29 protein-coding genes are annotated in these 26,930 nt (G+C 72.2%); 15 read left to right on the top strand and 14 right to left on the bottom strand.

Going from position 1 to position 26,930, the window contains the following annotated elements; all coding sequences use genetic code 11:
- The first annotated feature begins 3 nt into the window (after positions 1 to 3).
- The 5 genes from O7608_RS28795 to O7608_RS28780 all read left to right on the top strand — a co-directional run bounded on the left by O7608_RS28795 (position 4) and on the right by O7608_RS28780 (position 2,934).
- On the top strand, positions 4 to 303 hold the full coding sequence (locus O7608_RS28795) for an Rdx family protein (protein ID WP_289207534.1): 300 nt from the start codon (positions 4 to 6) through the stop codon (positions 301 to 303).
- Positions 304 to 406: 103 nt separating this feature from the next.
- Complete coding sequence (locus tag O7608_RS28790; RefSeq protein ID WP_289207533.1) at positions 407 to 1,207, top strand: NPP1 family protein; 801 nt, start codon at positions 407 to 409, stop codon at positions 1,205 to 1,207.
- A gap of 31 nt (positions 1,208 to 1,238) precedes the next feature.
- Positions 1,239 to 1,664 (top strand): CG0192-related protein, encoded by a 426-nt coding sequence (locus O7608_RS28785; protein WP_353850472.1) that lies wholly within the window; start codon positions 1,239 to 1,241, stop codon positions 1,662 to 1,664.
- A complete protein-coding gene (locus tag O7608_RS32055) occupies positions 1,661 to 1,822 on the top strand; it encodes a hypothetical protein (protein ID WP_353850471.1) in 162 nt (53 codons plus the stop codon). Before O7608_RS28785 ends, O7608_RS32055 begins: the two co-directional genes overlap by 4 nt.
- 494 nt (positions 1,823 to 2,316) lie before the next feature.
- Complete coding sequence (locus tag O7608_RS28780; RefSeq protein WP_289211084.1) at positions 2,317 to 2,934, top strand: hypothetical protein; 618 nt, start codon at positions 2,317 to 2,319, stop codon at positions 2,932 to 2,934.
- 116 nt (positions 2,935 to 3,050) lie between these two features.
- Here O7608_RS28780 and O7608_RS28775 read toward each other — a convergent pair whose 3' ends face one another.
- A complete protein-coding gene (locus O7608_RS28775; protein ID WP_289207532.1) occupies positions 3,051 to 3,539 on the bottom strand; it encodes an SRPBCC family protein in 489 nt (162 codons plus the stop codon).
- A 45-nt stretch (positions 3,540 to 3,584) separates the two neighbouring features.
- Positions 3,585 to 4,412, bottom strand: coding sequence for a DUF72 domain-containing protein (locus O7608_RS28770; RefSeq protein ID WP_289211083.1), 828 nt, complete (start codon positions 4,410 to 4,412; stop codon positions 3,585 to 3,587).
- 164 nt (positions 4,413 to 4,576) lie between these two features.
- Here O7608_RS28770 and O7608_RS28765 point away from each other — a divergent pair, with 164 nt between their 5' ends.
- The gene (locus O7608_RS28765) at positions 4,577 to 5,212 is read left to right on the top strand and encodes an HNH endonuclease family protein (protein ID WP_289207531.1); all 636 of its coding nucleotides are present in this window, start codon (positions 4,577 to 4,579) and stop codon (positions 5,210 to 5,212) included.
- 38 nt (positions 5,213 to 5,250) lie between these two features.
- The gene (locus O7608_RS28760) at positions 5,251 to 5,889 is read left to right on the top strand and encodes a putative DNA-mimic protein (protein ID WP_289207530.1); all 639 of its coding nucleotides are present in this window, start codon (positions 5,251 to 5,253) and stop codon (positions 5,887 to 5,889) included.
- Positions 5,890 to 5,952: 63 nt separating this feature from the next.
- Here O7608_RS28760 and rocD read toward each other — a convergent pair whose 3' ends face one another.
- The 3 genes from rocD to O7608_RS28745 form a co-directional block, all read right to left on the bottom strand.
- Positions 5,953 to 7,176, bottom strand: coding sequence for an ornithine--oxo-acid transaminase (rocD, locus tag O7608_RS28755; RefSeq protein WP_289207529.1), 1,224 nt, complete (start codon positions 7,174 to 7,176; stop codon positions 5,953 to 5,955).
- Positions 7,177 to 7,187: 11 nt separating this feature from the next.
- On the bottom strand, positions 7,188 to 7,997 hold the full coding sequence (gene ddaH, locus O7608_RS28750) for a dimethylargininase (RefSeq protein ID WP_289211082.1): 810 nt from the start codon (positions 7,995 to 7,997) through the stop codon (positions 7,188 to 7,190).
- A gap of 315 nt (positions 7,998 to 8,312) precedes the next feature.
- Complete coding sequence (locus O7608_RS28745; RefSeq protein WP_289207528.1) at positions 8,313 to 8,981, bottom strand: DMT family transporter; 669 nt, start codon at positions 8,979 to 8,981, stop codon at positions 8,313 to 8,315.
- A 147-nt stretch (positions 8,982 to 9,128) separates the two neighbouring features.
- Here O7608_RS28745 and O7608_RS28740 point away from each other — a divergent pair, with 147 nt between their 5' ends.
- Positions 9,129 to 9,947 (top strand): Fpg/Nei family DNA glycosylase, encoded by an 819-nt coding sequence (locus O7608_RS28740; protein ID WP_289207527.1) that lies wholly within the window; start codon positions 9,129 to 9,131, stop codon positions 9,945 to 9,947.
- Positions 9,948 to 10,096: 149 nt separating this feature from the next.
- Here O7608_RS28740 and O7608_RS28735 read toward each other — a convergent pair whose 3' ends face one another.
- From O7608_RS28735 to O7608_RS28720, 4 genes are all read right to left on the bottom strand, one after another.
- Entirely contained in the window at positions 10,097 to 10,735 is a 639-nt protein-coding gene (locus tag O7608_RS28735) for a DUF1707 SHOCT-like domain-containing protein (RefSeq protein ID WP_289207526.1), read from the bottom strand.
- 72 nt (positions 10,736 to 10,807) lie between these two features.
- Complete coding sequence (locus O7608_RS28730) at positions 10,808 to 12,187, bottom strand: FAD-dependent oxidoreductase (RefSeq protein WP_289207525.1); 1,380 nt, start codon at positions 12,185 to 12,187, stop codon at positions 10,808 to 10,810.
- 1 nt (position 12,188) lies between these two features.
- Entirely contained in the window at positions 12,189 to 13,406 is a 1,218-nt protein-coding gene (locus O7608_RS28725; RefSeq protein WP_289207524.1) for a carboxylate-amine ligase, read from the bottom strand.
- 200 nt (positions 13,407 to 13,606) lie between these two features.
- Positions 13,607 to 14,389, bottom strand: coding sequence for a hypothetical protein (locus O7608_RS28720; protein ID WP_289207523.1), 783 nt, complete (start codon positions 14,387 to 14,389; stop codon positions 13,607 to 13,609).
- A 128-nt stretch (positions 14,390 to 14,517) separates the two neighbouring features.
- Here O7608_RS28720 and O7608_RS28715 point away from each other — a divergent pair, with 128 nt between their 5' ends.
- From O7608_RS28715 to O7608_RS28695, 5 genes are all read left to right on the top strand, one after another.
- Positions 14,518 to 14,820, top strand: a complete 303-nt coding sequence (locus O7608_RS28715; RefSeq protein ID WP_289207522.1) for a DUF6412 domain-containing protein — start codon at positions 14,518 to 14,520, stop codon at positions 14,818 to 14,820.
- A gap of 82 nt (positions 14,821 to 14,902) precedes the next feature.
- Positions 14,903 to 15,664: a YidC/Oxa1 family membrane protein insertase gene (locus tag O7608_RS28710; protein ID WP_289207521.1), complete on the top strand. Its 762-nt coding sequence runs from the start codon at positions 14,903 to 14,905 to the stop codon at positions 15,662 to 15,664.
- A 185-nt stretch (positions 15,665 to 15,849) separates the two neighbouring features.
- Complete coding sequence (locus O7608_RS28705; protein WP_502959231.1) at positions 15,850 to 17,265, top strand: carbohydrate-binding protein; 1,416 nt, start codon at positions 15,850 to 15,852, stop codon at positions 17,263 to 17,265.
- Between the two features lie 74 nt (positions 17,266 to 17,339).
- Positions 17,340 to 17,837 carry a DinB family protein gene (locus O7608_RS28700; protein ID WP_289207519.1) on the top strand — a complete coding sequence of 166 codons (498 nt, stop codon included), beginning with the start codon at positions 17,340 to 17,342 and terminating at the stop codon, positions 17,835 to 17,837.
- Between the two features lie 101 nt (positions 17,838 to 17,938).
- Positions 17,939 to 19,345: a chitinase gene (locus tag O7608_RS28695; RefSeq protein WP_289207518.1), complete on the top strand. Its 1,407-nt coding sequence runs from the start codon at positions 17,939 to 17,941 to the stop codon at positions 19,343 to 19,345.
- Positions 19,346 to 19,534: 189 nt separating this feature from the next.
- Here the strand turns inward: O7608_RS28695 and O7608_RS28690 are convergent, their stop codons facing one another.
- Positions 19,535 to 20,200, bottom strand: coding sequence for a DedA family protein (locus O7608_RS28690; protein WP_289207517.1), 666 nt, complete (start codon positions 20,198 to 20,200; stop codon positions 19,535 to 19,537).
- 52 nt (positions 20,201 to 20,252) lie between these two features.
- Complete coding sequence (locus tag O7608_RS28685; protein WP_289207516.1) at positions 20,253 to 21,254, bottom strand: LacI family DNA-binding transcriptional regulator; 1,002 nt, start codon at positions 21,252 to 21,254, stop codon at positions 20,253 to 20,255.
- 235 nt (positions 21,255 to 21,489) lie between these two features.
- Between O7608_RS28685 and O7608_RS28680 the strand changes: the two genes are divergently transcribed.
- Positions 21,490 to 23,172: an alpha-amylase family protein gene (locus tag O7608_RS28680; protein ID WP_289207515.1), complete on the top strand. Its 1,683-nt coding sequence runs from the start codon at positions 21,490 to 21,492 to the stop codon at positions 23,170 to 23,172.
- Here O7608_RS28680 and O7608_RS28675 read toward each other — a convergent pair.
- Both O7608_RS28675 and O7608_RS28670 read right to left on the bottom strand, forming a co-directional pair.
- Entirely contained in the window at positions 23,103 to 23,546 is a 444-nt protein-coding gene (locus tag O7608_RS28675; RefSeq protein WP_289207514.1) for a hypothetical protein, read from the bottom strand. The two genes, O7608_RS28680 and O7608_RS28675, sit on opposite strands and share 70 nt — an antisense overlap.
- Positions 23,539 to 23,907 (bottom strand): hypothetical protein, encoded by a 369-nt coding sequence (locus O7608_RS28670; RefSeq protein WP_289207513.1) that lies wholly within the window; start codon positions 23,905 to 23,907, stop codon positions 23,539 to 23,541. Before O7608_RS28670 ends, O7608_RS28675 begins: the two co-directional genes overlap by 8 nt.
- 167 nt (positions 23,908 to 24,074) lie before the next feature.
- Here O7608_RS28670 and O7608_RS28665 point away from each other — a divergent pair, with 167 nt between their 5' ends.
- Positions 24,075 to 24,770, top strand: coding sequence for a hypothetical protein (locus tag O7608_RS28665; protein WP_289207512.1), 696 nt, complete (start codon positions 24,075 to 24,077; stop codon positions 24,768 to 24,770).
- Positions 24,771 to 24,806: 36 nt separating this feature from the next.
- Here O7608_RS28665 and O7608_RS28660 read toward each other — a convergent pair whose 3' ends face one another.
- Positions 24,807 to 26,882 carry a hypothetical protein gene (locus O7608_RS28660; RefSeq protein WP_289207511.1) on the bottom strand — a complete coding sequence of 692 codons (2,076 nt, stop codon included), beginning with the start codon at positions 26,880 to 26,882 and terminating at the stop codon, positions 24,807 to 24,809.
- Between the last annotated feature and the right edge of the window lie 48 nt (positions 26,883 to 26,930).

Below are 26,930 nucleotides of genomic sequence, written 5' to 3'. Positions count from 1 at the left end.
TTGGTGACCACCACGAAACAGCCCCGGCTGGAGATCGAGTACTGCACGCAGTGTCGCTGGATGCTGCGGGCGGCGTGGACGGCACAGGAGCTGCTCACCACCTTCGCGCTGCGACTCGGCGAGGTGGCCCTGGTGCCGGGTACCGGCGGGATCTTCGAGGTCCGGCTCGACGGCGAGACGATCTGGTCGCGTGCGGAGACCGGCTTCCCGGACATCCCGGAGCTGAAGCGACTGGTCCGGGACCGCATCGCGCCCGACCTCAGCCTCGGTCACAGCGACCGGGCGGCGTCGCGTCCAGGCTGAGCAGTAGCTCAGCCGTCCACCGTACGGCCATCGATAGTCAACTCCTTGGATATCGACGTCGACCACACTAATCTGGTCACCTCGGTCGTCCAGGGAGGCCGCCTTGCGTCACGTCACCGCCCCGTCCCGTACGGTGGTTCGCCGCCGGAACTGGATCGGGGCCGCCGCCTTGTCCACAGTGCTGGTGATCGCCCCGGCCACCGCCGCACTGGCGGCCAACCTGCCCAACCTGCCCCAGTCCGCCGGCGGCTACGAGCTGACCTTCTCGCCGGCGTACGACTACGACGGGGACGGGTGCTACCCCGTGGCGGCGATCGCCCCCGACGGCACCCTCAACGGCGGGCTGAACACCACCGGCGCGGTCAACGGCAACTGTCGGGACCGGGAGGATCTCGACCGCACCCAGACGTACGCCCGGTCGAAGTGCAACAACGGCTGGTGCGCCATCGTGTACGCGAGCTACTTCGAGAAGGACCAGACCGTGCAGGGCTGCTGCGGTCACCGGCACGACTGGGAGCACGTCGTCTCCTGGGTCAACCAGGCCGCGCACCAGGTCGACTTCGTGTCCCGTACGGTGCACGGCGAGGTGCAGACCTATCCGCGCTCCTCGGTGCGCTTCGACGGCACCCATCCGAAGGTCGTCTACCACAAGGAAGGCGCCTTCGGTTCGCACAACTTCCGGTTGGCCAACAGCAACGACGACCCGCCGGAGAACCACTACGGCACCTGGCGGTACCCGCCGATCGTCGACTGGAACGGTTGGCCCAGCACCGCGCTGCGGGACCGGCTGATGGCCGCCAACTTCGGCTCCGCCAGCATCAAGATCACCGATCAGGACGATCGGTTCCGAAACCTGCTGAACAGGACGAAACCGGGCGGTAACCCCTTCGACCCGTGGGCCTGACCCAGCGGCGTGAACGCCTTACCATCGGCGCATGGGGTTGCTGTACCGGGCGGAGATTCAGCCGACCAAACTCGAGTTGCTGGCGGACTGGCTACCCGGCCGGGACTGGTCCCGAGGGCTGGGCGCGGGTGAACTGGACCGAGTCGCGGCGTACCGCTTCGACGACCCGGCGGGGCAGGTCGGCATCGAGACCATCCTGGTCCGGGCCGGGCAGGGGCCGATCCTCCAGGTCCCGCTGACCTACCGGGACGCGGCGCTGCCCGGCGCGGACGAGTGGCTGATCGGCACCTGCGAGCACTCGGTGCTCGGCCGGCGGTGGGTGTACGACGGCTGCGGCGACCCGGTCTACGCCGCCGCCCTCGCCGACGCCATCCTGGCCGACACCGGACAGGCGGCGGAATTCGTCGAGATCGACGGTGAAATCGGATCATCGACGGCGATTCGACCGTTATCGTGACGAGGACCGTCGAACTGCTCGTCGTCCGCCGTCCCGGCCAGATCGAGCCGCCGGGCAGTGGTACGGACGGTGCCGCGCTCACCGGCCGCTGGGACGGTCAACCCGACCCGTTGCCGCTGGCGTACGCGACCCTGCGCCGGCCGCCGGCCCCGGAATGATCGGTCGGGCCGGGGCGTCGCCTGCCCGTTCCACCCGGACGGGGCGTCCTGGCGGACCGGCACTGCGGTAGAGCAGTATTCCTGTGAGGAATAATCATTCCGTTGAGGTATATCGTCCGGACGGTTGTCCCTGTGTGGTGCCGTCACGTTCGGTGACGTAGCGGACCGCAGGGCCACTGCCAGAGCGATGCCGGCGGGCCGAGATGGTGGGCCGTTGGGCCAGGCCCGGCGGGGAATGGCCGGCCGGTCGGCGTGGTTGTACATGGTCGCGACGCGCAGAAGGCAGCGCCCGACAGTGCCGGCGGCGTGACCGGCCGTGTCATCGGATGTGCCCGGTACCACCCGGATGACCGTTTACCGCACACCGTTTACCGCGCACCCCGTGCACCGCCCGCCCCGGCATGATCCGGGGCCCGGGTGAGGGTGTGCCCCCTCGGAAAACGGAAGGTGGACCCCCCATGACCACGATCTTCAGCCGTACCCTGGCCACCAGCCTGCGCACGAGCCTGCGGAGCACCGCTCTGGGTATCGCCGGTCTGACCCTGGCCGGTGGGGCGATCGCCGCTCCCGCGTTGGCCGCCCAGCACACCCCCGGCGTGCAGGCCGCGTCGACCACCGCCACCGCGTCGACCACCACCGCGACCGCCGCGAGCGACAGCGGCAGTGTCGACACCGCCAAGCTGATCCCGCACGGTGTGCAGGGCGAGCAGTCCCGCATCACCCTGTCGGGCGAGCAGACCGACAACGTCAAGGGCATCATCGCCGCCACGAAGAAGGCCGGCATGGACGAGCGGGCCGCCGTGGTCGCGATCGCGACCGCGCTGCAGGAGTCGAAGTTGGAGAACCTGGGCCACCTGGGTGACCGTAACGACCACGACTCGCAGGGCCTGTTCCAGCAGCGGCCGTCGTCGGGTTGGGGCACGGTGGAGCAGATCACCGACGTCGAGTACTCGACCACCGCGTTCCTCAACGGGCTGAAGCAGGTCGACGGCTGGCAGGACATGCCGCTGACCGAGGCCGCGCAGACCGTGCAGGTGTCGGCGTACCCGTTCCACTACGCCCAGTGGGAGACCCAGGCGGCCGAACTCGTCGCCCAGCACTGGAACAGCTGACCGCAACAGCCGACCTGGACACAGCACAACGGTCGAAGGGCCGGACCCCGTACCCGGGGTCCGGCCCTTCGACCGTGTCACCGGGCGAGTCGCCGTCGTCGCCCGGCGCGCGACCCTCAGCGGGGCAGTGTCCGGCGGGCGGCGGCGGTCACCTCCGGGTCCGTACACCCGGCCGCGTATCCGGCGATCCGGCGGCGGATGTCGCGGCCGAGCAGCCATACCCCGATCCGGTCGGCGACCGGGCGTAGCGCCGCCGGTCGGCAGCGGAAGCTGTAGCGCCAGGTCGCGACGGTGTGACCGGGCTCGGGCGCCGGGGCGAACCGCCAGCCGCCGGCGAACATCTCGAAGAACCACGGACCGCGCACCATCTTCATGCCGACGTTGGTCGGCGGTGCGTAGGAGACGTACTCGCTGATCATCGTCAGGCCGTGCCGGGACCGGGTGAAGGTGCGTACCCCCTTGCCGGGTCGGGTGGCACCGTCGAGGAAGTGCTGTGCGCGGATGAACGGATCCCAGCGGTGCCGCACCGGCGTGGTGGTCTGGGACACCGCGAAGGCGAGATCCGGCGGTACGGGTACGGTGACCACCGCTTCGACGACTGGCATCAGCCCATCCTCCGCTCTCGGGGACCCGGTGGCGGCACGCGTCGGTCAGAACAGGGTCAGCGGTTGCGCCGGGATCGGCTCGGGCAGCGCGGCGAGCTGCGGCAGCGCGGCCCGTACCTCGTCGTGGAAACGCCGGGCGAGCGTCGGCGCGTCGGCGTTGTCCGGGGTGTGGATGAACACCGTCGGCGAGCGGCCCTGCCGCAGCCAGGCCACCGACGCCTCGACCCAGCGGCGCCAGCCGGCGGCGGTCTGCTCGACGTCGTCGCGGCCGAGGTAGCGCACGATCGGCCGGTCGGTCAGCGCCCGGAGGCGCAGCGGCGTGCGCGGCTTCTTGACCCAGGCCTCGCGTTCGGCGTCGCTGGTCGGCGCGGCGGCGAAGAACGTGGTGGTGTCGAACGGCACCCATTCGGCGGCCACCTCGGCGAGGACCGCTTCGAGCCGGCGGGTCTCGGCCGGGTCGGTGAAGAACGCCGGGTGGCGGACCTCGACGGCGTACCGGTGGTCGCGGGGCAGGCGGCGCAGGAACCGGGCCAGGGTCGGTACGTCGTCGGGGCCGAACGACGCCGGCAGTTGGGCCCAGAGCGCATGGGTACGCGGCCCGAGTGGCGCGATCGCGTCGAGGAAGGCGTTCAGCGGGCCGTCGGCGTCGGTGAGCCGGTGCTCGTGGGTGACGGTTTTCGGCAGTTTGAGGACGAAGCGGAAGTCCGGGTCGGTCTGCGCCGCCCAGGTGGCGACGGTCTCCCGGCTCGGGGTGGCGTAGAAGGTGGTGTTGCCTTCCACGGCGGTGCACCAGGCGGCGTAGTGGTGCAGCCGTTCGGCCGGCGGCAGGGGGTGTGCGATCAGCCGGCCCTGCCAGGACTTGTGTGTCCACATCGCACAGCCCACCGCGAGCCGGGGCAGCGTCGTCGGCGGACCGGAGGGTGCGGGGTGGCTCGGCACGCCGACAACGATAGAGCCACCCCGTTCGAGCGCTGGACTTTACGCCACGTTCATCGAACAGTCTTGATCATGGCGATTGAGCAGCTTAGATTCCCCGCATGGCCCGCCGTACCATTGCCGCCGCCGTCGCCGCGACGGTCGCCGCACTCGTCGCCCTCACCCTGACCGCCGTCCCCGCCCAGGCCACCCCGCCCAACATCCCGTCCTACAGCACCGCGCTCAGTCGGCTGAACTCGCTGACCGTCGCCGCCGAGACCAACCAGTCCAGTTACAACCGTTCGCTGTTCCCGCACTGGATCACGATCACCGGTTCCTGCAACACCCGCGAGCAGGTGCTCAAGCGCGACGGCACGAACGTGGTGGTCAACAGCAGCTGCGCCGCGACCTCCGGTACCTGGTACAGCCCGTTCGACGGGGCCACCTGGACCGCCGCCTCCGACGTCGACATCGACCACATGGTGCCGTTGGCCGAGGCGTGGCGCTCCGGTGCCCGCGCCTGGACCACCGCCCGGCGTCAGGCGTACGCCAACGACCTCGGCGGGCCGGAGCTGTGGGCGGTGACCGACAACGTCAACCAGGCCAAGGGCGACAAGGACCCGGCCGACTGGCAGCCGCCGCTGGCATCGTTCCGTTGCACGTACGCCCGCGCCTGGATCCAGGTGAAGTGGTACTACGGGTTGACCGTGGACAGCGCGGAGAAGTCCGCCCTGTCCGGCATGCTGGCCACCTGCTGACTGACGGCCTGTCGGACGGTGCGGCTACCCTGCCCCGCATGAGTCTCGCGGTAACGGTCGGCATCACCACGGCACTGTCCGGAATCGACGATGAGGGGGCGGCGCGCAGCCGCGTCGCCCTCGACGAGTTGAGCGCCGCGTTGGCCGCCGAGGGCGTCGCCTGGCAGGAGCCCTACGACGTGGTGGTGCCGTCGACCCGGCCGCACCTGCGTGGCTTTTCCGCCAGCGCCCTGCACCAGCTGCGTCGGGTGCTGGCCCTGGTGGATTCGGCCACGCCGGTCACTCCGGTCGCCGACGCTGCCGGGCTCGCCGCGGACCGGGAGCTGATCGACGACCAGGCGGCGCTGCTGGAGTCGCATCTGCTGTGCCACTCCGACAGCGCCGGCTACTACGTCCCGGTCGACTTCGGCGACCCGTTGTTCCTGCCGGCGCAGGCCGGGGTCGCCGGCGGCGGCATCGTCGGGTCGAGTCAGGGCCTGCTCGCCGAGCTGCGGCGCTGCGCGGCGGCGCTCGGCGTACGGCTCGATCCGGCCGGTGACCTGCCGGACACCGAGGCGGCCCGGCTGTTCGCGCTGCCCGACGACGCCGATTTCGCGGTCGAGACGCAGACCTGGCTCACGCTGCACGAGGCGTGCCGGGCGAGCATCGCCAGCGGCCGGGCCATCGTGTTCCACTGACCGTGCCCGTGGACGGCCGGCCCCCGGCCGGGCGGCGCATCGCCCCCCGGCCGGCCGGTGTGCTCAGCGCAGCACGAAGGAAAGCTGTTCGATGGCGAAGTCCACGTCGGACTCCTCGACGACCAGCGGCGGGGCGAGCCGGATCGTCGCGCCGTGGGTGTCCTTGGCCAGCACGCCCCGGTCGGCCAGCCGCTCACACGCCTGCCGGCCGGTGAGCGGGCCGGGGGCCAGGTCCAGCCCGGCCCACAGGCCGCGACCCCGGACGGCGGTGAGTCGACCGGCGTCACGCAGGGCACCGAGCCCGGCGTGCAGCCGGGCACCCAGTTCGGCCGAGCGCCGCTGGTACTCGCCGGTGGCCAGTAACCGGACCACCTCGGTGGCGACCGCGCACGCGAGGGGGTTGCCGCCGAACGTCGACCCGTGCTCACCGGGGCGCAGCACGCCGAGCACCGAGCGGTCGGCGACCACCGCCGACACCGGCACGATGCCGCCGCCGAGCGCCTTGCCCAGCAGGTACATGTCCGGCACCACGCCCTCGTGGTCGCAGGCGAACGTGGTCCCGGTGCGGCCCAGCCCGGACTGGATCTCGTCGGCGAGGAACAGCACGTCGTTGCGGGTGCACAGGTCGCGTACCCCGGTCAGGTAGCCGTCCGGTGGCACCACCACGCCCTGCTCGCCCTGGATCGGTTCGAGCAGCACCGCGACGCAGGTCTCGTCGATCGCGTCGGCCAGCGCGGCGAGGTCGCCGTACGGCACGATCTTGAACCCCGGGGTGTACGGCCCGAAGTCGGCGCGGGCCTCGGCGTCGGTCGAGAAGCTGATGATCGTCGTGGTCCGGCCGTGGAAGTTGCCGTCGGCCACGACGATGGTGGCCTGCCCGTCCGGTACGCCCTTCACCTGGTAGCCCCACTTGCGGGCGACCTTGATCGCGGTCTCCACCGCCTCGGCGCCGGTGTTCATCGGCAGCACCATGTCCTTGCCGCACAGCGCCGCCAGCTCGCGGCAGAAGTCGGCGAACTGGTCGTGCACGAACGCCCGGCTGGTCAGGGTGAGCCGGTCCAGCTGGGCGTGGGCCGCCGCGATCAGCGTCGGGTGCCGGTGGCCGAAGTTGAGGGCCGAGTAGCCGGCGAGGCAGTCCAGGTACCGCTTTCCGTCGACGTCGGTGACCCAGGCACCGGCGGCCTCACGGAGCACCACCGGCAGCGGGTGGTAGTTGTGCGCGGTCCACCGTTCGGCGTCGCGCAGCGCCCCCGGTGTCCGCAGCAGCGCGCCTGGTGTCCGCAGCATCCCGTCGACGATCATCGGCCGGACCCCCTCAGCTCCAGCGTGCAGCACTTCACCCCGCCGCCGGCCTTGCGCAGCTCGGACAGGTCCACCCCGATCGGCTGGTAGCCGCGCTCGCGCAGCGCCGTGGCCAGCCCTTCGGCCTGCACCGGCAGCACCACGTTACGGCCGTCGCTGACCGCGTTGAGCCCGAACGCCGCCGCGTCGGCCAGGCTGGCCGCGATCGCGTCGGGGAACAGCCGCCGCAGCGCGGCGAGGCTGCCGGGGGAGAATGCCTCCGGCAGGTACGCGATGGTCCGTTCGTCGATCACCGCCAGTGCGGTGTCCAGGTGGTAGAAGCACGGGTCGACCAGCTGCAAGGTGACCACCGGCCGGCCGAAGACCTCCTGGGCGTGGGCGTGCGCGGCGGGTGAGGTGCGGAACCCGGTGCCGGCGAGCAGGTGGTCGCCGACCACCAGGAAGTCGCCTTCGCCCTCGTTGACGTGCTTGGCCTCGTGCACGGCGAAGCCGGCCTGCTCCAGCCAGTCGCGGTAGGCGGGCGCCTCGTCGGCCCGTTGCGGCTCCCGGAACTGCACGGCGAGGGCCTGGCCGTCGATGACGGTGGCGCCGTTGGCGGCGAAGACCATGTCCGGCAGACCGGGCAGCGGTGCGATCTCCTCGACCGTGTGACCCAGCTCCCGGTACGTGTCGCGCAGCTGCTCCCACTGGGCGATCGCCAACTCCCGGTCGACCGGGCGGGTCGGGTCCATCCACGGGTTGATCGCGTATTCCACGGCGAAGTACGTCGGCCGGCACATCAGGTAGTGCCGGTGGGTGGCGTGCATCGTCATGTGTCTGGCTCCTGGGGTCGAAGGCGCGCCCCGGCGGTGGCCGTGGGCTGGCGCTTGTCTCCACGCTAGAAGCTCAGATCAGCAGAAACCACTGCTGTGAGTTGCTTGTGGCGGCGAATCGTTGCGTGCTTACCGGGGATGGACAACGGAACGTTGCGTACACATGCTTTCGGGGGGCGACCACGCTGTCGCCCCCCGAAGATGCGGTGCCCGGTGAACCACCGGTGCTCTCGGCGCCCCTGCGGTGAACCACCGCTCGTTCGGGGGCCGGTGGGGCGGTGAACCACCGTCCCGGCTCACAATTGCCCGTCAGAAGATTCCGGCAAACTGTGAATCAAGCCACTGCCGTACCTGCTGCGCCATGTCCGTCTCGGTGGTCAGCCAGGTCAGCGAATCGGTCAGCGCCAAACTGCCGACGAGCATCGCCCCGAGGGCGAGGACGATCCCCATCAGCGCCTCGGTCCGCCCGGCGATGTGCCGGCGGGCGGTGGCCGAGATCCCGCCGAGGCCCAGGGCGAGCGCGACGACGCCGATCGCGATCCCGTACGGCGCGAGCGGGCCGGAGAGGACGAACAACGCGCCGACGAGACCGGTAATCAGGCTCAGGGTGGCCAGCATGCTGGCCCGGGGGCGCGGGCCGGCCGGAGCCGGCGGGGGAGTCGGCCGGCCGGTGGTCTCCTCCCGGGTCGGCGGTTCCGGTCGTGGCCCCGGGGCGGTCGGCCGGGTGGCCGGGTCGGTGACGGCGGTGTCGCTGCGGCGTACCGTGTCGTCGCGGCCTGCGGTGTCGGTCCGCGTCGCGGCCTTCGGCGGCGTCGTGGTCTGCGGCGGCGCAGTGGCCTTCGGCGGCGTCCGGTCACCGGTCGGCGGGTCGGCCGGGCTGTTGTGGGGCGCGGTCCGAGTGGTGCCGCCGGGTGGCGGCGCGGTCTCGGCCGACGCCGTCGGCTCCGTACGCCGCGTCAGCGAGGGAATCCTGACCATCAGACCATCCTCCTTATCGGTGCGCCGGCTCCGCTGTAGGTGCGCCGGCGGTTTCTCCCGGGATACCCAGACGTCCCGTCCGTCACACACCCCTATCATGCGGGCGTTCCGCCGACGATGATCTTCGGGCCGATAGGCTCTGTCGCCATGCCCGAGGGACACACGATCCACCGGCTGGCCGCACGCCATTACGCCGTACTCGGTGGAGCGCAGATCGTCGCGACCAGCCCGCAGGGCCGGTTCGCGGCCGGCGCGCAGCGGCTCACCGGCGCCACCCTCACGGCAACCGAGGCGTACGGCAAGCATCTGCTGCACCACTACGACGGTGGCAACGGCGGCGGGATCCTGCACGTGCACCTCGGTCTCTACGGCACCGTCACCGACGGGGCCGGCGCGCCGCCGGCACCGGTCGGGCAGGTCCGACTTCGGCTGGTCAGCCGACGGCACTGGGCCGACCTGCGTGGCCCCGCCGCCTGCGAACTGCTCACCCCGGCCGAGGTCGACGCGCTGCGCGGCCGGCTCGGCGCGGACCCGCTGCGCGACGACGCCGACCCGGACACCGCCGGCGCGAAGATCCGGCGCAGCGCCAGACCGCTCGGCGTGCTGCTGCTCGACCAGTCGATCGTCGCCGGGGTCGGCCTGGTCTACGCCACCGAGGTGCTGTTCCGGGCCGGGATCGCCCCGACAAGACCAGGTCGGCGGCTCACCGCCGACCAGTGGCAGGCGATCTGGGGCGACCTGGTCGACCTGATGCGGATCGGGGCGCAGCTGGGCCGCATCGACACGGTCCGCGAAGAACACCTACCAGAGGCGACGGGTCGCCCACCGCGCGCCGACCGGCACGGTGGCGAGGTGTACGTCTACCGCCGCACCGGAAGCCCCTGCCTGTGCTGCGGTGACACCGTCGTCCTTGGTGCCCTGGCCGCCCGCAACAGCTACTGGTGCCAAACCTGCCAACCCAGCTGACCAAGATCGCGACGATCTTGCAGTTATCGTGGAGCAAAGTGGACAAAAGCTCGCGATAACTGCAAGATCATCGGGGCGGGGCGGGGCGGGGCGGGGCGGGGCGGGGCGGGGCGGGGCGGGGTAGTGCGGGGCGGGGCGGGGTAGTGCGCTCACCACCACTTGCGCTTTGGGGGGCGGACCACCACGGAGCCGAAGATCACGTTGCAGACCACCTCGATGACCGGAGCGCCTGGTCGCGGCAGCGCGGTCAGCTTCGACTTCTTGTCGCCGAACACCGCCGTACCGCTCATCCGGACGTCGACGCCCTCCGGCACGTACACCGTCACCGACCCGAAGATCGACGTCGCCTCGATGGTGGTGACGTGATGCTGCAGCTGAGCGTCCTGCAACTCGATCTTGCAGTCGCCGAACACCGCCCGCGCCTCCAACCGGTCCGGGACCAGCCAGTGGCCCTTACGGACCTCGTCGCCGAAGATCGCCACCATCCGTTCCACCGGAGCCGGGGAGGCGCTCCCACCGATCGGCAGCGGCGTGCCGCCCGGGCCGCGTACCGCCATCGCGCCACCGCTGCCGTGCAGCTGGCCGGCAGGGTCCGTCGGCAGGTCCGCGGTGAGCCGGGCCAGCTCGCCGCGGGTCCTGGCGTTGTGCGCCTCGGTGACCCGTTCGGCGTACTCGTCGAGGGTCAACCGACCCTCTGCGGTCGCCTGACCGAGTAGCTCCACCACCTGCTCCCGCTCGGTGTCGGAGACACGCAGGTGGTCATCGTTGGGGTACGTCGCCGGGTCCACCCCGTCGAGGCTAACCGCCTCCGACCAGCGCCTGACCGCTGCCCGGCCCGCCGCGACGCGTCTGCGACCGGGTCAGTCGGTTCGGGCGACCGTGTCGTTGGCGCGGCGGGCGGCGACCAGCACCGGATCCCAGACCGGCGAGTACGGCGGGGCGTAGCCGAGGTCCAGCGCGGTCATCTCGGCCACCGACATCCGGTTCCACACCGCCACCGCCAGTACGTCGATCCGCTTCGCCGCCTCGGACGTGCCGACGATCTGCGCCCCCAGCAACTGCCCGGTGTGCCGTTCGGCGATCAGCTTGACGGTCATCGGGGCGGTACCGGGAAAGTAGCCGGCCCGGTTGCTCGACTCCACGGTCGCGGTCACGTGGTCGTATCCGGCCTGCTTGGCTTCCCGCTCGAGCAGCCCGGTCCGGGCCACCTCGAGATCACAGACCTTGGTGACCGCAGTGCCGATCACCCCGGGGAAGGTGGCGTAGCTGCCGCCGATGTTGATGCCGGCGACCCGGCCCTGCTTGTTGGCATGGGTACCCAGCGGCACGTGCACCGGCTGGCCGCTCACCCGGTGGTACGTCTCGACACAGTCGCCGGCCGCCCACACGTCGGGCACCCCGATCACCCGCATCTGCAGGTCGGTACGGATTCCCCCGGTGACGCCGATGGGCAGTCCCGCCTGCTCCGCGAGCGCCGTGTTGGGCCGTACGCCGAGCCCGAGCACCACCACGTCGGCCGGTAGCGCCCCGTCGTCGGTCAGCACCTCGCAGACCCGTCCGTCCCGTTCGTGCAGTCCGGTGACGGACACCCCGGTACGCACGTCGATGCCGAGCCCGACCAGCGCCGACCGGACCAGCGCCCCCATGTCCGGGTCGACAGTAGACATCGGTTGTGCGCTGCGCTCCACCAGGGTCACCGCCAGCCCACGGCGGATCATCGCCTCGGCCATCTCCACCCCGATGTAGCCGCCGCCGACCACCACCGCCCGGCGCGGCGAATCGTCCTGGTCGAGCCACTCCCGCAGCGCCGCCCCGTCGTCGAGGGTCTGCACCCCGAACACCCCGAACGCCGCCGATTTCGCCCAGGGCGGTTGTGCCGGCACCGCTCCGGTGGCGTACACCAGGGTGTCGAACGGCTCCCGGACCTCGCGCCCGCCGTCGGCGAACGAGGTGGCGACCACCTCGCGCGCGTCCAGGTCGATCCGGGTCACCTCGTGGCGGACCCGCACGTCGACGTGGTGGTCGCGGCGGAACGTCTCCGGGTCGCGGACGATGAGTTCCTGCGCGTCGTCGACCAGGCCGGAGATCCAGTACGGGATTCCGCAGGCCGAGTAGGAGGTGAACCGGCCGCGTTCGAACGCGACGATCGACAGGTCGTCCGGGCCACGCAGTTGCCGGGCCTGCGAGGCGGCCGACATCCCGGCCGCGTCACCGCCGATCACCACCATCCGGTGCACCACGTCAGACTCCCTCCGATCCATGGTCGCTCGCTGCCGGCAGCCGGTCGCGGGCCACGCCCGCCGGTGCCGGGATGATCGATACGCTGCGGGTCTGGCCGGCCAGGTAGCCGACGACGTCCCGTAGCTCACCGGTGCCGGCGTGGACCGCCCGTTGTCGGGCCGCCCCGCTGCCCTGGGACCGCAGTCGGCCGAGCAGCGAGTTCACCAGCCCGACGTCGCCGTGCCGGTCGAGCTCCGGACGGATCTGATCGACCAGGCGACGCAGCAGGTGCCAGGCCGGGCGCAGGGCGGGGGAGCCGTCGGTCAGGTCCACGGCCCGGCCCTCCAACCCGTCGTGGGCGGCCCGCCAGTGCGCCGCCGCCAGCACATGGTGCGCCACCTCCGGCGCGCGCCGGCCCTGCGCGACGGCGGCCAACGCGGTGCCGACCAGCCCGCGCACCAGAGCGGCCAGCAGGATCGTGTCGTCCAGGCTCGGGCAGACGTCACCGATGCGGACCTCGACGGTCGGGTAGTGCGCCGACAACCGGGCGTACCAGTAGAGCATCCCCTCGTCGAGGATGATCCCGGTCGCCATCAGGTCGTCGATCAACGACAGGTAGTGCTCGTGCGAGCGCAGCCACGGCGTCGGCGCGACCGCCGGCCACCGTTGCCACATGATCGACCGCCAACTGGCGTACCCGGTGTCGACGCTGTCGAAGAACGGCGAGTTGGCGGTCACCGCCTGCAGCACCGGCAGCCATGGCCGCAGGTGGTTGAGCACCTCGACACCGATCCGTGGGTCCGGTACGCCGACGTGGATGTGCAGCCCGTTGTTGCCCGGCCCGGGCACCAGCATGCCGTACCGTTCGACGATCCGGTGGAACCGAGGGTCGTCGACCACCGCTGGCAGCGGCCCGGCGATCGGCGCGGTGCCGACGGCGAGCAGCCGCACCCCGGCCCGTTCGGCGGCGTCGGCGACCCCGCCGCGCAGCGTACCGAGGGTCCGCCGCAGCGCCCGCAGGTCCAGGCCCGGCGGGCTGCCGATCTCGATCTGGCTGGTCTGGAACTCGCGCTGCACCTGGCCGCGCAGCTCCGGCGGGATTTCGGCCAGGACCGACTCGACCGCCGGGGCGGCGACGCCGGTGTCCGGGTCGACGAGGAGGAACTCCTCCTCGACGCCGACGGTCAACTCGTCGGGCAGGTGTCGCGACGGCGCTTCGGCGACGGTACTGCTGGTCATCTGGACACCGCCTGTCGTCGCACGCCGCCGCTCGGCGCGCCGGCGATCGCATACCCCACCGGTGCGGTGGGGCAAACGTGACCGACCCGGTGGTCCGGGCCCAGGGTTGCCGGCCCGGCCGGTCGTCGTCGTGACCATCTTGCGCCTTCCGGCGCCGGTCGCGGTACGAATGTCGGCAGCGCGTCGCTGGTGACGACCGGTCAGCGGCGGGGTGGGCGGTGCAGCGGCAGGTCGTGGCGGCCGGCGATCAGCTCCTGAATTCGGATCTTGACCAGGATGATCGGCTGCCGGTAGCGGCGTTCCCGGTCGGCGGCCCGGGTCCGGCGCCACTCGGCCCAGCGACTGTCGCCCCGGTAGAACCAGCGCGCCCAGGGCGCGTGCGGCCGGGCCAGCCGCAGCGCGCCGACGATCAGCAGCACCGGCAGGAACAGGCCGAGCAGCCCGGTCCAGATCTTGCCCTTGAGCAGGGTGACGGCGGCCAGCACCAGGTTGATCACGATGAGCGCCGCGCCGGCGAACTGCGCCGGATCGGTCTCACCGGTGAGGAACTCGTTGGCCCCCAACGGCCGCAGGCCGATCAGCAGCAGCCCGGAGACGGCGACGGCGACGAAGACGGCGTCGATCGAGGTGCGGCCCCGCTCCGACCAGTAGACGTCGCTCAGGTGCAGCAGCAGGGCGAACTCGTCGAGCACCAGGGCCGCGCCGATGCCGAACAGCGCCGCCGCCACCGCCCGCCACACGGTCAGCTCCACCGGGATCACCAGCCCGGCGACCCCAGCGACGAGCATGAAGACCACCCCGAACACGACGTGGTGGATGTGCAGGTCACCGGGGGTGATGTTGCCGGGCCACCAGCGGACCCGGGCCCTGATCATCCGCACCGAGAAGCGGATGAAGGCGAAGCCGAGGACCACCCCGACGAAGAAGCAGAACAGCGGGAGCCGGCCGGTCGAGACGATGGTGCGCTCGAACCAGCCGGTCACCGACGTGCTCCGTGGGACGTGCGCACCCTGACTACCACTCCTCGCTGTCGCATCGCCGTACCGTCGCCCGGTCCGGGTCGCGGTCCGTCGCCCGGTCCGGGTTGCGGCCGCCTCCTAGCATGGCCTGCGTGCCGGTGCTTCCGCTGAGCCTGATCGGGATCTGGGCGTACGCCCTGTCGCTGATCACCGTCTCCAGCGTGCCACCGACGCACCTGCTCGCCGCCGCCGCGGCGTCGGTCACCGTGGTGATCGCGACCGTCCTGGCCGTTCGGCTGGTCTGCGGCGTCCCGGCCGTCGGTCAGCTGCCGGGCCGACCCGGTCCCGGCGCCCACCGGCCCGGCGACGGCCGGCACGTTCCCCGTCAGGCAGACCCGGACGCACCGGGCCGGCCCCGTCCCCGCGCACCCGGCAGGCCCTTCGTCACCGCCTGACCGTTGCCCGGCCCGGGCCGCGCGTCGCCGACACCGGTCGACGCCCCGGGTGGGGTTCCACCCTTGCAAGGGAATCCTGTCGATGACTGCTGTCCTGTCCGCCGTACCCGCCGACGCCGGCCCGTTCGCGCCGGTCGTGGCGTACGCCACCGACCTCGTCACCGGGCTGGCGGTGGCGTTCACCCCGTTGGCCGGAGTCAACGCCACCGCTGTCGCCATCATCGCCGTCACCGTCGTGGTGCGGCTGCTGTTGAGCCCACTGACCTGGCTGCAGATCCGTGCCGAGGTCCGCCGGGCCGCGCTCGCCCCGCAGTTGGCCGAGCTGCGCGGCCGGTACGTCGACGATCCGCAACGGCTCGCCGTCGAGACGATGACGCTGTACCGCTCGGCGGGTGCGTCACCGTTCGCCGGGTGCCTGCCGGCGCTGGCCGCAGCACCGGTGTTCATCCTGATGTACCACCTGGTGACCCGCTCGTCCGGTGCCGACGGCCTGCTCGCCGGGTCGCTGTTCGGAGTCGGGCTGGGCACCTCCGCGCCGCAGCTGTCCGGGGGGGCCGAGGCCGGGGTGTTCGGCCTGGTACTGGCGCTGCTGGCGGTCGCCGCGTGGGCGACGTCGCGTCGGATGCGCCGCTCGGCGCAGGCCGCCCGGGCCGCAGCCGGCGGGTCGGCTGAGCCGTCGCCGATGGCGGTTGCCGGCCGGCTGCTGCCCCTGCTGCCGTACGGCACGGTGCTGGTCGCGCTGGTGGTGCCGCTGGCCGCCGGTCTCTACCTGGCCACCACGACGACCTGGACGGTGCTGGAGCAGACGGTACTGCGGCACTGGCTGACGCAGCGGGCGGGCTGACCACGCGGTGGTCGCCGACATCGACGGTGGTTGACAAGTGTGGTCCGGCGACGTACAACACCTGAGAGCGCTCTCTCAGCTCGCCGGGCGAGGTTCATCCGTCCTGATCAGTCCTGATGCCCTGAGAGCAACATCCGGCACCCCCTCCGCAGAGAACGCTCTCACCCCCAGCAGAGAGGCACATGATGACCGCACCCCCGCGCGGCACACGCCGTCGTCCCCGTACCCGCGTCGTCGCCGTCGCGGCGGCGCTGACCGCGACCGCCCTGGTCGCCTCGGTCACCGCGCACGCCAACGCCGCGCTTCCGCCGACCCCCAGCGGCTGGAACCTGGTCTGGAGCGACGACTTCACCGGTGCCGCCAACACCCTGCCCTCGTCGGCCAACTGGATCATCGACACCGGCACCAGCTACCCCGGCGGACCGCCGCAGTGGGGCACCGGCGAGATCCAGACCTACACCAACAGCACCGCCAACGTCCGCCACGACGGCAACGGCAACCTGAGGATCACCCCGATCCGCGACGGCGCCGGCAACTGGACCTCCGCCCGGATCGAGACGGTACGCAGCAACTTCAAGCCGCCGTCCGGTGGCGTGATGGCGATCGAAGGCCGGATCCAGGTGCCGAACGTGACCGGGGCCGCCGCCTCCGGCTACTGGCCGGCGTTCTGGGCGCTCGGGTCGCCGTACCGGGGCAACTACCAGAACTGGCCGGCGATCGGCGAGTTCGACGTGATGGAGAACGTCAACGGACTGAACAACGTCTGGGGCGTCCTGCACTGCGGCGTCGCCCCGGGCGGACCGTGCGACGAGTTCAACGGCCTCGGCGGATCGCGGGCCTGCCCCGGTGCCTCCTGCCAGTCGGCGTTCCACACCTACCGCTTCGAGTGGGACGCCAGCGTCAGCCCGCAGCAACTGCGCTGGTACGTCGACGGGCAGCACTACCACACGGTCACCCAGGGGCAGATCCCCGAGCCGCACTGGTCCAACATGACCACCCACGCCGGCTACTTCATCCTGCTCAACGTGGCGATGGGTGGTGCCTTCCCGAACGGTGTCGCCGGTTCCACCACGCCGACGGCGGCCACCGTCTCCGGCGTACCGATGCTTGTCGACTACGTCGCGGTCTACACCCGCGGCGGGTCGAACCCGCCGCCGACCACGCCGCCGCCCACGACCCCGCCACCGGGCGGGGTGGTCAACGCGTACGCCACGATCCAGGCCGAGGCGTTCAACGCGCAGAGCGGCGTCGGCACCGAGGAGTGCAGCGAGGGCGGCCGTAACATCGGCTGGCTGGCCAACGGCGACTGGGCGCGTTACGACAACGTCGACTTCGGCTCGTCGCCGCCGCGTGACTTCGTCGCCCGGGTCGCCTCCGGTGCCGGTGCCGGGGTCAGCGGACTGGTCCAGGTCCGCATCGGCAGCCCGACGGCCGCACCGATCGGCAGCTTCGCCGTCGGTGACACCGGCGGCTGGCAGACCTGGCGTACGGTGCCGGGCAACGTCTCCGGGGTGACCGGCCGGCAGACGGTCTATCTGACCTTCAGCAGCGGCCAGCCGAACGACTTCGTCAACGTCAACTGGTTCCACTTCCGCCGCTGACCCTCGACGGGGTGCCCGGCCGGCCTCGGCCGGCCGGGCATCCGCCCCCCCAGGTCAGCTGGGATGCTCCCGTCATGCCTACCTACCCACCGACCTTCGCCGACCAGGTCGTCACCCAGCCGCTGCACGTCCAGTTCGAGGCGTTCCTCGACGAGCACCGTGCAGCGCTCAACAGCTGCCTGGACGGGCTGACCGAAGAGCAGGCCCGCCGCTCGTTGGTGGCCTCCCGGACCACCCTGCTGGGACTTGTCAAGCACGTGACCTTCGTCGAGCGGGTCTGGTTCGACGAAGCCGTCACCTGCCGGTCGCGTACCGAGCTCGGCCTGCCCGCGACGGCCGACGAGTCGTTCATCCTCGACGACGACGACACGATCGCCAGTGTTCGACGGGCCCACCGCGAAGCCTGCGAGGCGTCCCGCCGGGCGACGTCGTCGCTGGAGCTGGACGACGTCTTGCGCGGCAACCGCCGCGGCCCGCTGCCGCTGCGCTGGGTGTACCTGCACGTGCTGCGTGAACTCGCCCAGCACTGCGGTCACGCCGACATCCTGCGGGAGCAGCTGCTGCGTACCTGACCTACGGGGCCCGGCGACCAACTTCTGCGGAGTGAGGTGTTTACAAAACTGTTAAGAGTCCTAATAATTGCCGGCACTGGTGCTTCGAGGGAAGGACGTCGATGAGACCCGTACGGATAGTGGCCCCGGTGCTGGCGGCGGTCCTCGCCGCCGCCGGGGTGGTCTGGGCGGCCGGGCCGGCGCTCGCCGCCGGACCTACCGCGACCTTCGTCAAGACCTCCGACTGGGGCAGCGGCTGGGAAGCCCGGATCACCGTGACCAACGGCGGTACGGCGGCCCTCACCGGCTGGACCGTCGCCTTCGACCTGCCCGCCGGCAGTACGGTCGGCACCTACTGGGACGCCCTGCTGACCGTCTCCGGCCAGCGGTTCACCTTCACCAACCGCAGCTGGAACGGCGGCGTCGCACCCGGCGCGTCGGTCTCCTTCGGGTTCCTCGGCAGCGGCCCCGGGGCTCCACTCAACTGCACGGTCAACGGGGCGGCCTGCGGCGGCCAGCAGCCGCCACCGACCACCGCGCCACCGACCACCGCGCCGCCCACGACCGCCCCGCCCACGACCGCCCCGCCGACGACCCCACCCCCCAGTACCCCACCCCCTACCGGTGACGGGTTGCCGAAACACTTCCTCACCGGCTACTGGCACAACTTCGACAACCCGGCCGTGGAGTTGCGGCTGCGCGACGTTCCCGCCGAGTACGACCTGATCGCGGTCGCCTTCGCCGAGGCCACCAGCGTCCCTGGTCAGGTCACCTTCGGCATCGACCCGGGCCTGTCCGCTGCGCTCGGCGGCTACACCGACGCCCAGTTCGCCGCCGACGTCGCCACACTGCACCAGCGCGGCAAGAAGGTGATCATCTCGATCGGTGGAGAGACCGGCCGGGTCGCGGTCAACGACGCGGCGTCGGCGTCGGCGCTGGCCGACAGCCTGTACGGGCTGATCCAGCAGTACGGCTTCGACGGCGTCGACATCGACCTGGAGAACGGGCTCAACCCCACCTACATGGCGCAGGCGATGCGGACGCTGCGCAGCCGTACCGGGCCGGGGCTGATCATCACGATGGCGCCGCAGACGATCGACATGCAGTCACCGTCGGTGTCCTACTTCAAGCTGGCCCTGGACATCCGCGACATCCTGACCGTGGTGCACACCCAGTTCTACAACTCCGGCTCGATGCTCGGCTGCGATCAGACCTTCGCCTACAGCCAGGGCACGGTGAACTTCATGACCGCCCTGGCCTGCCTGCAGTTGGAAGCCGGCCTGCGGCCCGACCAGGTGGCGCTCGGTCTACCCGCCGGCCCCGGGGCGGCCGGCGGCGGCATCGTCGCCCCGACCATGGTCAACCAGGCCCTCGACTGCCTGGCCCGGGGCACCGGTTGCGGCAGTTTCCGGCCGCCTCGCACCTACCCCGGGATCCGGGGTGCGATGACCTGGTCGATCAACTGGGACGTCAGCAACGGCAACTCGTTCGCCCGTACCGTCAAGCCGCACCTGGCGACGCTGCCCTGACCGCGATGCTGCCCTGACCGCGACGCTGCCCCGCCGGGACGGTAACTCGGATCCGCCGGTATTCCTGTGAGGAATAATTATTCCTCACAGGAATACCGGCGGATCGCTGTGCATGACCGCCGGACGCCGACCGACAAGTGCGGCGAGGTCCGGGGCCAGTAACCCTGACCGGCCAGTGAGCTCCAGTCCTCAGCACGCCCGGTCACGGTCGGCGGCCCGGCGTCGCCGCCGTCGTACCTGCCCGACCACCCAGTGCACGACCAACCCGCCGAGGAGCACGATCACGGCGATGTCGAACCAGCGGCTGTACCGCTCGACCTGCTGCCACTGCGAGCCGAGAGCGAATCCGGCGCCGACGAACAACGCGTTCCACACCCCGCTGCCCAGCGTGGTGAAGACGCTGAACTGGGTCAACGGCATCCGGTCGGCGCCGGCCGGCACCGAGACCAGGCTCCGGACGATCGGCACCATCCGCCCGAACAGCACCGCCCAGCGTCCGTACCGGTCGAACCAACGGTCGGCGGAGTCCAGGTCCTCCGGGTCGACCAGCGGCAGCTTGTCCAACCAGCGCCGCAGCCGGGGCTCGCCGATCGCCGCGCCCAGCCAGTAGAGCAGCAGCGCGCCGGCCAGCGACCCGGCGGTCGCCGCGAGCCACACCCAGACCAGGTCGACCCGGTCCTGGCTGGCCAGGTAGCCGGCCATCGCCAGGACCACCTCGCTGGGGATCGGCGGGATCACACTCTCCAGCGCCACCAGCAGTCCGACGCCGATCTCGCCGAGGCGCTCGATGACGCCGGCCACCCAGCCGGTCAGGCCACCCGCCTGCTCAGGTGGGGTGTCGACGGTGACGGCCATGGCGCTCCCGGGTGCTCGTGCGGGTCCTTGCCGTACCCGCTGGCCGCCCGCCTCACACCCCGGCGCGGGTCGAGCTCTCCCGTACCTGCAGCTTCGTCGGCAGGGTCACCGTGGTCGCGGCCCGGTCCGGGTCCGCGATCCGGGCGGCGAGCAGGTGGGCGGCGGCCTCACCCAACTCGTACGTAGGCTGCGTGACGGTGGTCAACGCCGGCCGGACCAGATGCGCCCACGGCAGATCGTCGAAGCCGACCACGCCCATCTCCGTCGGCACGTCGACGCCCTGGTCGACCAGGCACTCGACCGCGCCGACGGTCATCAGGTTGTTGGCGACGAACAGCGCGTCCGGCCGGGGCGACATCCGCAGCAGGTCGGCCATCGCCTGGTAGCCGCCGTCGGCGCGGAAGTCGGCGTACCGGACCAGGTCCTCCCGGTACGGCTGCCCGGCGTCGGCCAGGGCCAGCCGGTATCCGGCCAGTCGGCTGCTGGCCGTGTAGACGCCCCGCCGGCCGGTGATACAGGCGATCCGCCGGTAGCCGGACTCGGCCAGGTGGGCGGTGGCGAGCCGGGCACCGTGCTCGTTGTCGACAAGTACGGTGTCGATCCGCCCGCCGTGCAGTTGTCGGTCGATCACCACGAACGGCACCCGCAGCGCGGTCAGCCGGTCCAGGTCACCGGCCGCGCCGGACGGGGCGATGAGCACCCCGGCGACCTGCTCGGCGAGGACGGCGTTGAGGTAGCGGGCCTCCTTGGCGGGATCCTCGTCGGTGTTGCACAGCACCACGGAGTAGCCGACCTGCTGGGCGACGTCCTCCACGCCACGGACCAGGGCGGTGAAGAACGGGTTGCCGATGTCACTGATCAGCACCGCCCACAGTGTCGTCCGGCTGCGCCGCAGGTTGCGGGCGAGCGCGTTCGGCCGGTAGTCCAGTTCCCGCATCGCCTGCCGGACCCGGTCGGCGAGCACCGGGTCGACGTTGGCGTGGCCGTTGACGACCCGGGACACGGTGGCCGGGGAGACCCTCGCCTGTCGCGCGACGTCGTAGATGGTCGCCATGTCCTCGCCCTCTTCACCTGTCGTCGACCGCCGGGGTCGACCACGGAACCCGCACGATGATTACAGACCGGGTACGGAGCGCGACGGCCGGCCAGGTCGGGCAATTGCCACCTGTCACGCGATGGTCCGCCGGAGAGTTTGCCGACCGCGGCCGCTGGAGAAGCTGACCGGTCATGGGCAGGCAGAGCGTGAACAGCGGTTCCTCCGGTGCGGTCGGCGGCGACGGAGTGCGGGCATGAACGACCGGTGGTTCAGCAAGGCGGTCGTCTACTGTCTGGATATCGACACTTTCGCCGACTCCAACGGGGACGGGATCGGCGACATCCCGGGGCTGATCGGTCGCCTCGACTACCTGGCCCGGCTCGGCGTGACCTGCCTGTGGCTGCACCCGGTCCACCCGTCGCCCGGCCGAGACGACGGCTACGACGTCACCGACTTCTACAACGTCGACCCGCGCTTCGGCACTCTGGGTGATTTCGCCGAACTGCTGCACCAGGCCGGCGACCGGGGCATCCGGGTGATCATCGACCTGGTCGTCAACCACACCTCCGACCAGCATCCGTGGTTCCAGTCGGCCCGTTCGTCGCCGGACTCGCCGTACCGCGACTGGTACGTCTGGTCCGACACCGAGCCCAGCGACCGGCACCAGGGCATGGTCTTCCCCGGCGAGCAGCACGAGACGTGGAGCTACGACCGGCGGGCCAAGGCCTGGTACTACCACCGGTTCTACCGGTTCCAGCCGGACCTCGACATCCGCAACGAGCAGGTCCGCGCCGAGCTCAAGAAGATCATGTCGTTCTGGCTGCAGCTCGGCGTCGCCGGGTTCCGGATGGACGCGGTGCCGTTCATCATCGAGCACACCACCCCGGGCCAGCCGTCGTCGCCGAAGGACTTCGACGTCCTCACCGACCTGCGCCAGCACGTCCAGTGGCGACGCGGCGACGCGGTCCTGCTCGCCGAGGCCAATGTCGAACCGGACGAGCTCGTCGACTACTTCGCCGACGCCGGCGGCTCGGCCAACCGGCTGCACATGCTCTTCGACTTCATGCTCAACGGCCGGCTCCTGCTCGCCCTGGCCCGCCAGGATCCGGAGCCGGTCATCGAGGCGCTGCGCGACACCCCGGCGCTGCCGGCCGGTGCCTCCTGGGCGACGTTCCTGCGCAACCACGACGAGATCGACCTGTCCCGGCTGACCGCCGCCCAACGCGAGGAGGTGTACGCCCAGTTCGGCCCCGAGGAACACATGCGGCTGTACGGGCGCGGCATCCGCCGCCGGCTCGCCCCGATGCTCGGCAACGACCGGCGGCGCATCGAGTTGGCGTACTCGATGCAGTTCACCCTGCGCGGCACCCCGGTGCTGCGCTACGGCGAGGAGATCGGCATGGGCGAGGACCTGTCGCTGGACGGCCGGGAGGCGATCCGTACCCCGATGCAGTGGTCGTCGCTGCGCAACGCCGGCTTCTCCACTGCCGACCCGGCCGACCTGGTCCGCCCGATCATCGACGACGACGAGTACGGCTACGGCACGGTCAACGTCACCGCGCAACGCCGCGACCGCGGCTCACTGCTCGGCTGGTTCGAGCGCATGATCCGTACGCTGCGGGAGGCCCCGGAGGTCGGCGCCGGCTCCTGTACGCACGTCGACGTCCCCACCCCGCCCGGGATCCTGGTGCACCGTGCCGACGACCACAGCGGCACCATGCTCTTCCTGCACAACCTCGGGACCGAGCCGGCCACGGTCGACCTCGGTGACCTCTACGACGACGCTGAGCTGCCCACCGAGGTGCTGGCCGACCAGGACTACCCGCCGGTCGGCAAGCTCGACGCCCTCGACCTCGACGGGTTCGGCTACCGCTGGATCCGGCTGCGGCTGAACAGCCACCACAGCCCGATCACCGGCAGCACCAGCGGGATGTAGCCGTATCCGCTGCCGAACCCGGACCAGACCGTCTCGTCGGGGAACGCAGCCGGTACGGCGACACTCGCCGCGCCGACGCCGAGCACCCCGGCCAGTTCGACGCTGCAGCACACGTACGCGATCCGCCGGCCGACCTGGCCGTCGACGATCAGCCCGGCGGCGGCCACCAGGTAGACCAGTGCGGCGATCGCCGACAGCAGGTACGCCACCGGGGCCTCGCCGAACCGGGTGGCGATCTGCACCCCGGCCCGCGACGAGGCGGCGATCGCGAACAAGATATAGACGCCGATCAGTACCCGGCCGGGGCCGTTGCTGGTCCGGCCCGGCCGGCCGTCCCGCGCCGCCCGGCCGTCCCGGGTTTCCTGCTCAGCCACCGGCCACCGCCGTCCAGGTCTGCTGCAACCGCACCACCAGCACCGGGATGACCAGGCAGAAGACGCCGACGGTGAGCGAACCCCACCGGGTCGGCTCCATCCGACCGAGGACTCCCGCCATCGGCGGCAGACACAGGGTGGTGATCAGGTAGCCGGCGAAGACCGGCGGGTCACCGGGGCGGTGCCCGCCGACCACCGCCACCACGGCGACGACGGTCAACGCCAGCAGTGCCACCTCGACGGCCGCCAGGCCGCCGTACTGGACCAGGCCCGGTGGGCGGTCCAGTGCCGCGCAGAGCAACGCCCAGCCGGCCACCAGCAACGCGCCGACGATGACCACGATGGCGAGCGGCCCGTTCATCCGCGCTCCGCCTCAACTGCCCCAGCCACGCCCACACCCTACTCACCACGGCATCCGTCCCTGCCGGGCTGGTCGTCGCGCAACCGCCCGGGTACGGACAGTGGCCTGCCGTATCCATTGAGGTCTATAGTCGGCGCGGGACGGTCCGACCCACCCTGGGAGAGCGCGTGGTGACCGGCGCCGGCATGTGGGGCCTGCTGCTCGCCAGCTGTCTGGTGCTGCTCGCCCTGCTCGCCCTCGCCGCGCTGGCGGTCCGTGACCCGCAGCCGGGCGTCGACCGTCGGGCGCTGCGCGCCGAGGCCGACGAGTTGGCCGCCGAGGCCGCCGCCATCGCCGAGGCCGCCGCCGTCGCCCACGCCCGCGCCGAGCAGGCCCGCCGCGTCGCGATCGCCGCCGAACAGGACCGCGACGCGGCCTGGCAGCGGCAGGAGGCCGCCGGCGCCCGCTACCAGCAGGCGCTGCGGTCGGCCCGGCAGCGCCGCCCGGCCACCGCCGGGACACCGACCGTGCCCGCGCAGCACCAACGCGACGTCAGCCGGGCGGCGCTGACCGCGTACCGGCGCGGCGAGATCTCCGTACAGCAGTTGCGGCAACTGTGGCGGCGGGCCGGCGACCCGGACCCGGCCGGACACGACCTGCGCGACGCGCTCGACCGCGCCGTCGACCAGCACCGGGCCGCCGACCATGCGGCCCGGCGCGAACACGACGTACTCGCCGCCACCGCCCGGCGGGCCGCCGACACCGCCCGGATCGCCGAGGTCGCGGCCGGGGCACTGGCCGCCGAGGCCGTCGCCGCTGCCGTCGAGGCCGCCGAGGCCGCCGACAACGCCGACCGGGCCGACCGGGGTCGCCGCCGGCGATGAGCCCCGACCGGACGGTCGAGGCGGTGCGGACCGGCGTCAGTCCAGTACCGCGACGGCGCGGCCGGCCTGGTCGGTCGCCCGGACCCGTACCGGCCCCACCGGGCCGTCCGGATGCGCCGCCGACACCAGCAGCCCGGTGCCCTGCTGCCGCTGCCCCCGGATGGTGACCTCCAGTTGCGCGACCGCGCCGCCGCTGGTCGTCACGTGATGCCACCCACCGGTCGGCGACTCCCACCACCAGGCCACCGCCACCGCCGGCGCGAGCGGACTGCACAGCCGGGTGTCGGCGGCGGTCGCCACCGCCCGTGCCGGCGCGTCCGGCACCAGCAGGACCGCCGCCACCAGGTTCGCGTCCCGCGGCAGCTCCGCCCGCACACAGGTCAGCCGGACCTCGTCGGCACGCCCCGGCAGGGTCCCCGCCCAGACCTCCCAGGCCAGCACCGAATGCGGCGCGTGCCCGGACAGCTCGCCGGCCAGGCAGCCCAGCCCGGACCAGGCCCGCGCGCCGGCCGGGGTGTCCGCGTCGTCGACGCTCTGCCCCGGGTCGCGCTGCGGCGACAGGTAGCTCAGCCGGCTCAGCGGAACCCGCCCCAGGTCGGCCAGGGTGAACGGGCGGTCGACCCCCGCCTCGGTGACCTGCATCCGCAGCAACGGCCCCGCCCAACAGCCGCCCGAGTCGGCCGCCGCGTGGTGCCCGGCCGGCACCGGGTCGGTCACTCCGGACCGGACCGCCAGCTCGTGCCACTGACCACCGGCGAGGCTGCGGGACTGCACCTGCCGGACCCACGGCGCCACCAGGTACCGGGCCGGCTCCGTCGGCGCGCTGAGCCGGATCGCGCTGGCGGCGCGGGCGTCCGCCGCCGGAGCCGGCTCGATCCGCACCGACCGGTCGGCACCAGCGGTACGGAACACCGCGACCCGGCTCACGTCGGCCAGCACGGCCACCGTTGCCGTCGACCCTCCGGCACCGGTCAGCTCACCGGCGTACACCAGATGGGCGGCCCCGACGGGGGCGGTCACCGGCACCTTCGGGGCGGCGAAGGCGGTGACCACCCCGGTCCCGGTCCGCACCGCCAGCCCGGCGGCGGCACCGTCCGGGTCGGTCGCGCCGTGGGCCGCCGTACGCGCCGCCGGGTCCCCGGCGGTCGCCTCGGCCAGCGCCAGCCAGCTGTCCAGCGCCGCTGTCACCAGGGCGGTGTCGTCGGTCCGGGAACCCCGGGTCGGCCACGACGCCAGACTCAGCCGGGCGGCGCCACGCCAGGCCTGGTCGCCGACGCGGCGGATGCCGTCCGGCGCCGGTGCGCCCGTACCGTCCACCGCCGGTCCGGCCACCTCGGGCGGGAACCGCGCCAGCCGGGGGGACAGCGTCGCGGTCACCGCGACCGTCGCCAGCAGCACCGTCGCCAGCGCGGCGAGCCGGCCCAGCCGGGCCCACCGCACCGTACGCTGGTCCGGCGGCCGCAGCCGGACGGTCATCGGGTCGGTCAGCGGTCCGGTCAGCAGGTGCCGCTGGCGGGCCGGTGTGATGCCCTCGGTGTCGGCGAGCCGTTGCCGTTCGGCGGCCCCGGCGGCTACCTGGACGACCGGGTCGGGCCAGCCCGCCTCGTGCAGCACCCCGATCGCGTCCCGGGGCGGCAGCTGCTCCACGACCAGCAGGACGTATCCCGCGCGTACCGGGGTCGGCAGGGTGGTCAGGGCGGCCAGCAGCCGGTCGGACTGCGGGTCGTCCTCCTCGGGCACCGGCCGGCCCCAGTGCCCCGGCAGGGCGACGGTGAACCGGGGCGGGTTGGCCGCCCGGCGGACCACCCGGGCCAGCAGCCACAGGTACTCGTCGTCGGTCACCTGGCGCCACGGCAGCGACCAGCGGACCACCCGGTGCGCCCGCGCGATCCGTTGGTCGGTGGCGCGGCGACCGGGGCCGGCCAGCGGCTCGGTCGAGTCCGCGAGCACCAGGTACGCCACCCGCACCAGCCGGTCGTAGTGGCGCTGCGTCGGCGTGCCGGGCCGCACCCGCGACGGGACCGGCAGCCGGTCCGGCACCGCCCCGGCCGACCGGGCCACGGGCGGCTCGGTCGACGGGTCCGAGGGCGGCTCGGCCGGTCCGCTGGACACTGCTGGTTCCTCGGCGCGCACGCGTTGACAACGCCGACGCCCGGCACC

The sequence above is a fragment of the Solwaraspora sp. WMMA2056 genome (assembly GCF_030345095.1).
Taxonomy (GTDB): domain Bacteria; phylum Actinomycetota; class Actinomycetes; order Mycobacteriales; family Micromonosporaceae; genus Micromonospora_E.
Note: the sequence above shows the minus strand (reverse complement) of the source record. Positions and strands in the feature narration are given on the sequence as shown.

Excerpts from the sequence above, each read along its gene's own strand:
- O7608_RS28785 (WP_353850472.1), top strand. The coding sequence starts at position 1,239 with ATGGGGTTGCTGTACCGGGCGGAGATTCAGCCGACCAAACTCGAGTTG.
- O7608_RS28775 (WP_289207532.1), bottom strand. The coding sequence starts at position 3,539 with ATGCCAGTCGTCGAAGCGGTGGTCACCGTACCCGTACCGCCGGATCTC.
- O7608_RS28770 (WP_289211083.1), bottom strand. The coding sequence starts at position 4,412 with ATGTGGACACACAAGTCCTGGCAGGGCCGGCTGATCGCACACCCCCTG.
- O7608_RS28765 (WP_289207531.1), top strand. The coding sequence starts at position 4,577 with ATGGCCCGCCGTACCATTGCCGCCGCCGTCGCCGCGACGGTCGCCGCA.
- O7608_RS28760 (WP_289207530.1), top strand. The coding sequence starts at position 5,251 with ATGAGTCTCGCGGTAACGGTCGGCATCACCACGGCACTGTCCGGAATC.
- rocD (WP_289207529.1), bottom strand. The coding sequence starts at position 7,176 with ATGCTGCGGACACCAGGCGCGCTGCTGCGGACACCGGGGGCGCTGCGC.
- ddaH (WP_289211082.1), bottom strand. The coding sequence starts at position 7,997 with ATGCACGCCACCCACCGGCACTACCTGATGTGCCGGCCGACGTACTTC.
- O7608_RS28745 (WP_289207528.1), bottom strand. The coding sequence starts at position 8,981 with ATGGTCAGGATTCCCTCGCTGACGCGGCGTACGGAGCCGACGGCGTCG.
- O7608_RS28740 (WP_289207527.1), top strand. The coding sequence starts at position 9,129 with ATGCCCGAGGGACACACGATCCACCGGCTGGCCGCACGCCATTACGCC.
- O7608_RS28725 (WP_289207524.1), bottom strand. The coding sequence starts at position 13,406 with ATGACCAGCAGTACCGTCGCCGAAGCGCCGTCGCGACACCTGCCCGAC.
- O7608_RS28710 (WP_289207521.1), top strand. The coding sequence starts at position 14,903 with ATGACTGCTGTCCTGTCCGCCGTACCCGCCGACGCCGGCCCGTTCGCG.
- O7608_RS28705 (WP_502959231.1), top strand. The coding sequence starts at position 15,850 with ATGACCGCACCCCCGCGCGGCACACGCCGTCGTCCCCGTACCCGCGTC.
- O7608_RS28700 (WP_289207519.1), top strand. The coding sequence starts at position 17,340 with ATGCCTACCTACCCACCGACCTTCGCCGACCAGGTCGTCACCCAGCCG.
- O7608_RS28695 (WP_289207518.1), top strand. The coding sequence starts at position 17,939 with ATGAGACCCGTACGGATAGTGGCCCCGGTGCTGGCGGCGGTCCTCGCC.
- O7608_RS28690 (WP_289207517.1), bottom strand. The coding sequence starts at position 20,200 with ATGGCCGTCACCGTCGACACCCCACCTGAGCAGGCGGGTGGCCTGACC.
- O7608_RS28685 (WP_289207516.1), bottom strand. The coding sequence starts at position 21,254 with ATGGCGACCATCTACGACGTCGCGCGACAGGCGAGGGTCTCCCCGGCC.
- O7608_RS28680 (WP_289207515.1), top strand. The coding sequence starts at position 21,490 with ATGAACGACCGGTGGTTCAGCAAGGCGGTCGTCTACTGTCTGGATATC.
- O7608_RS28670 (WP_289207513.1), bottom strand. The coding sequence starts at position 23,907 with ATGAACGGGCCGCTCGCCATCGTGGTCATCGTCGGCGCGTTGCTGGTG.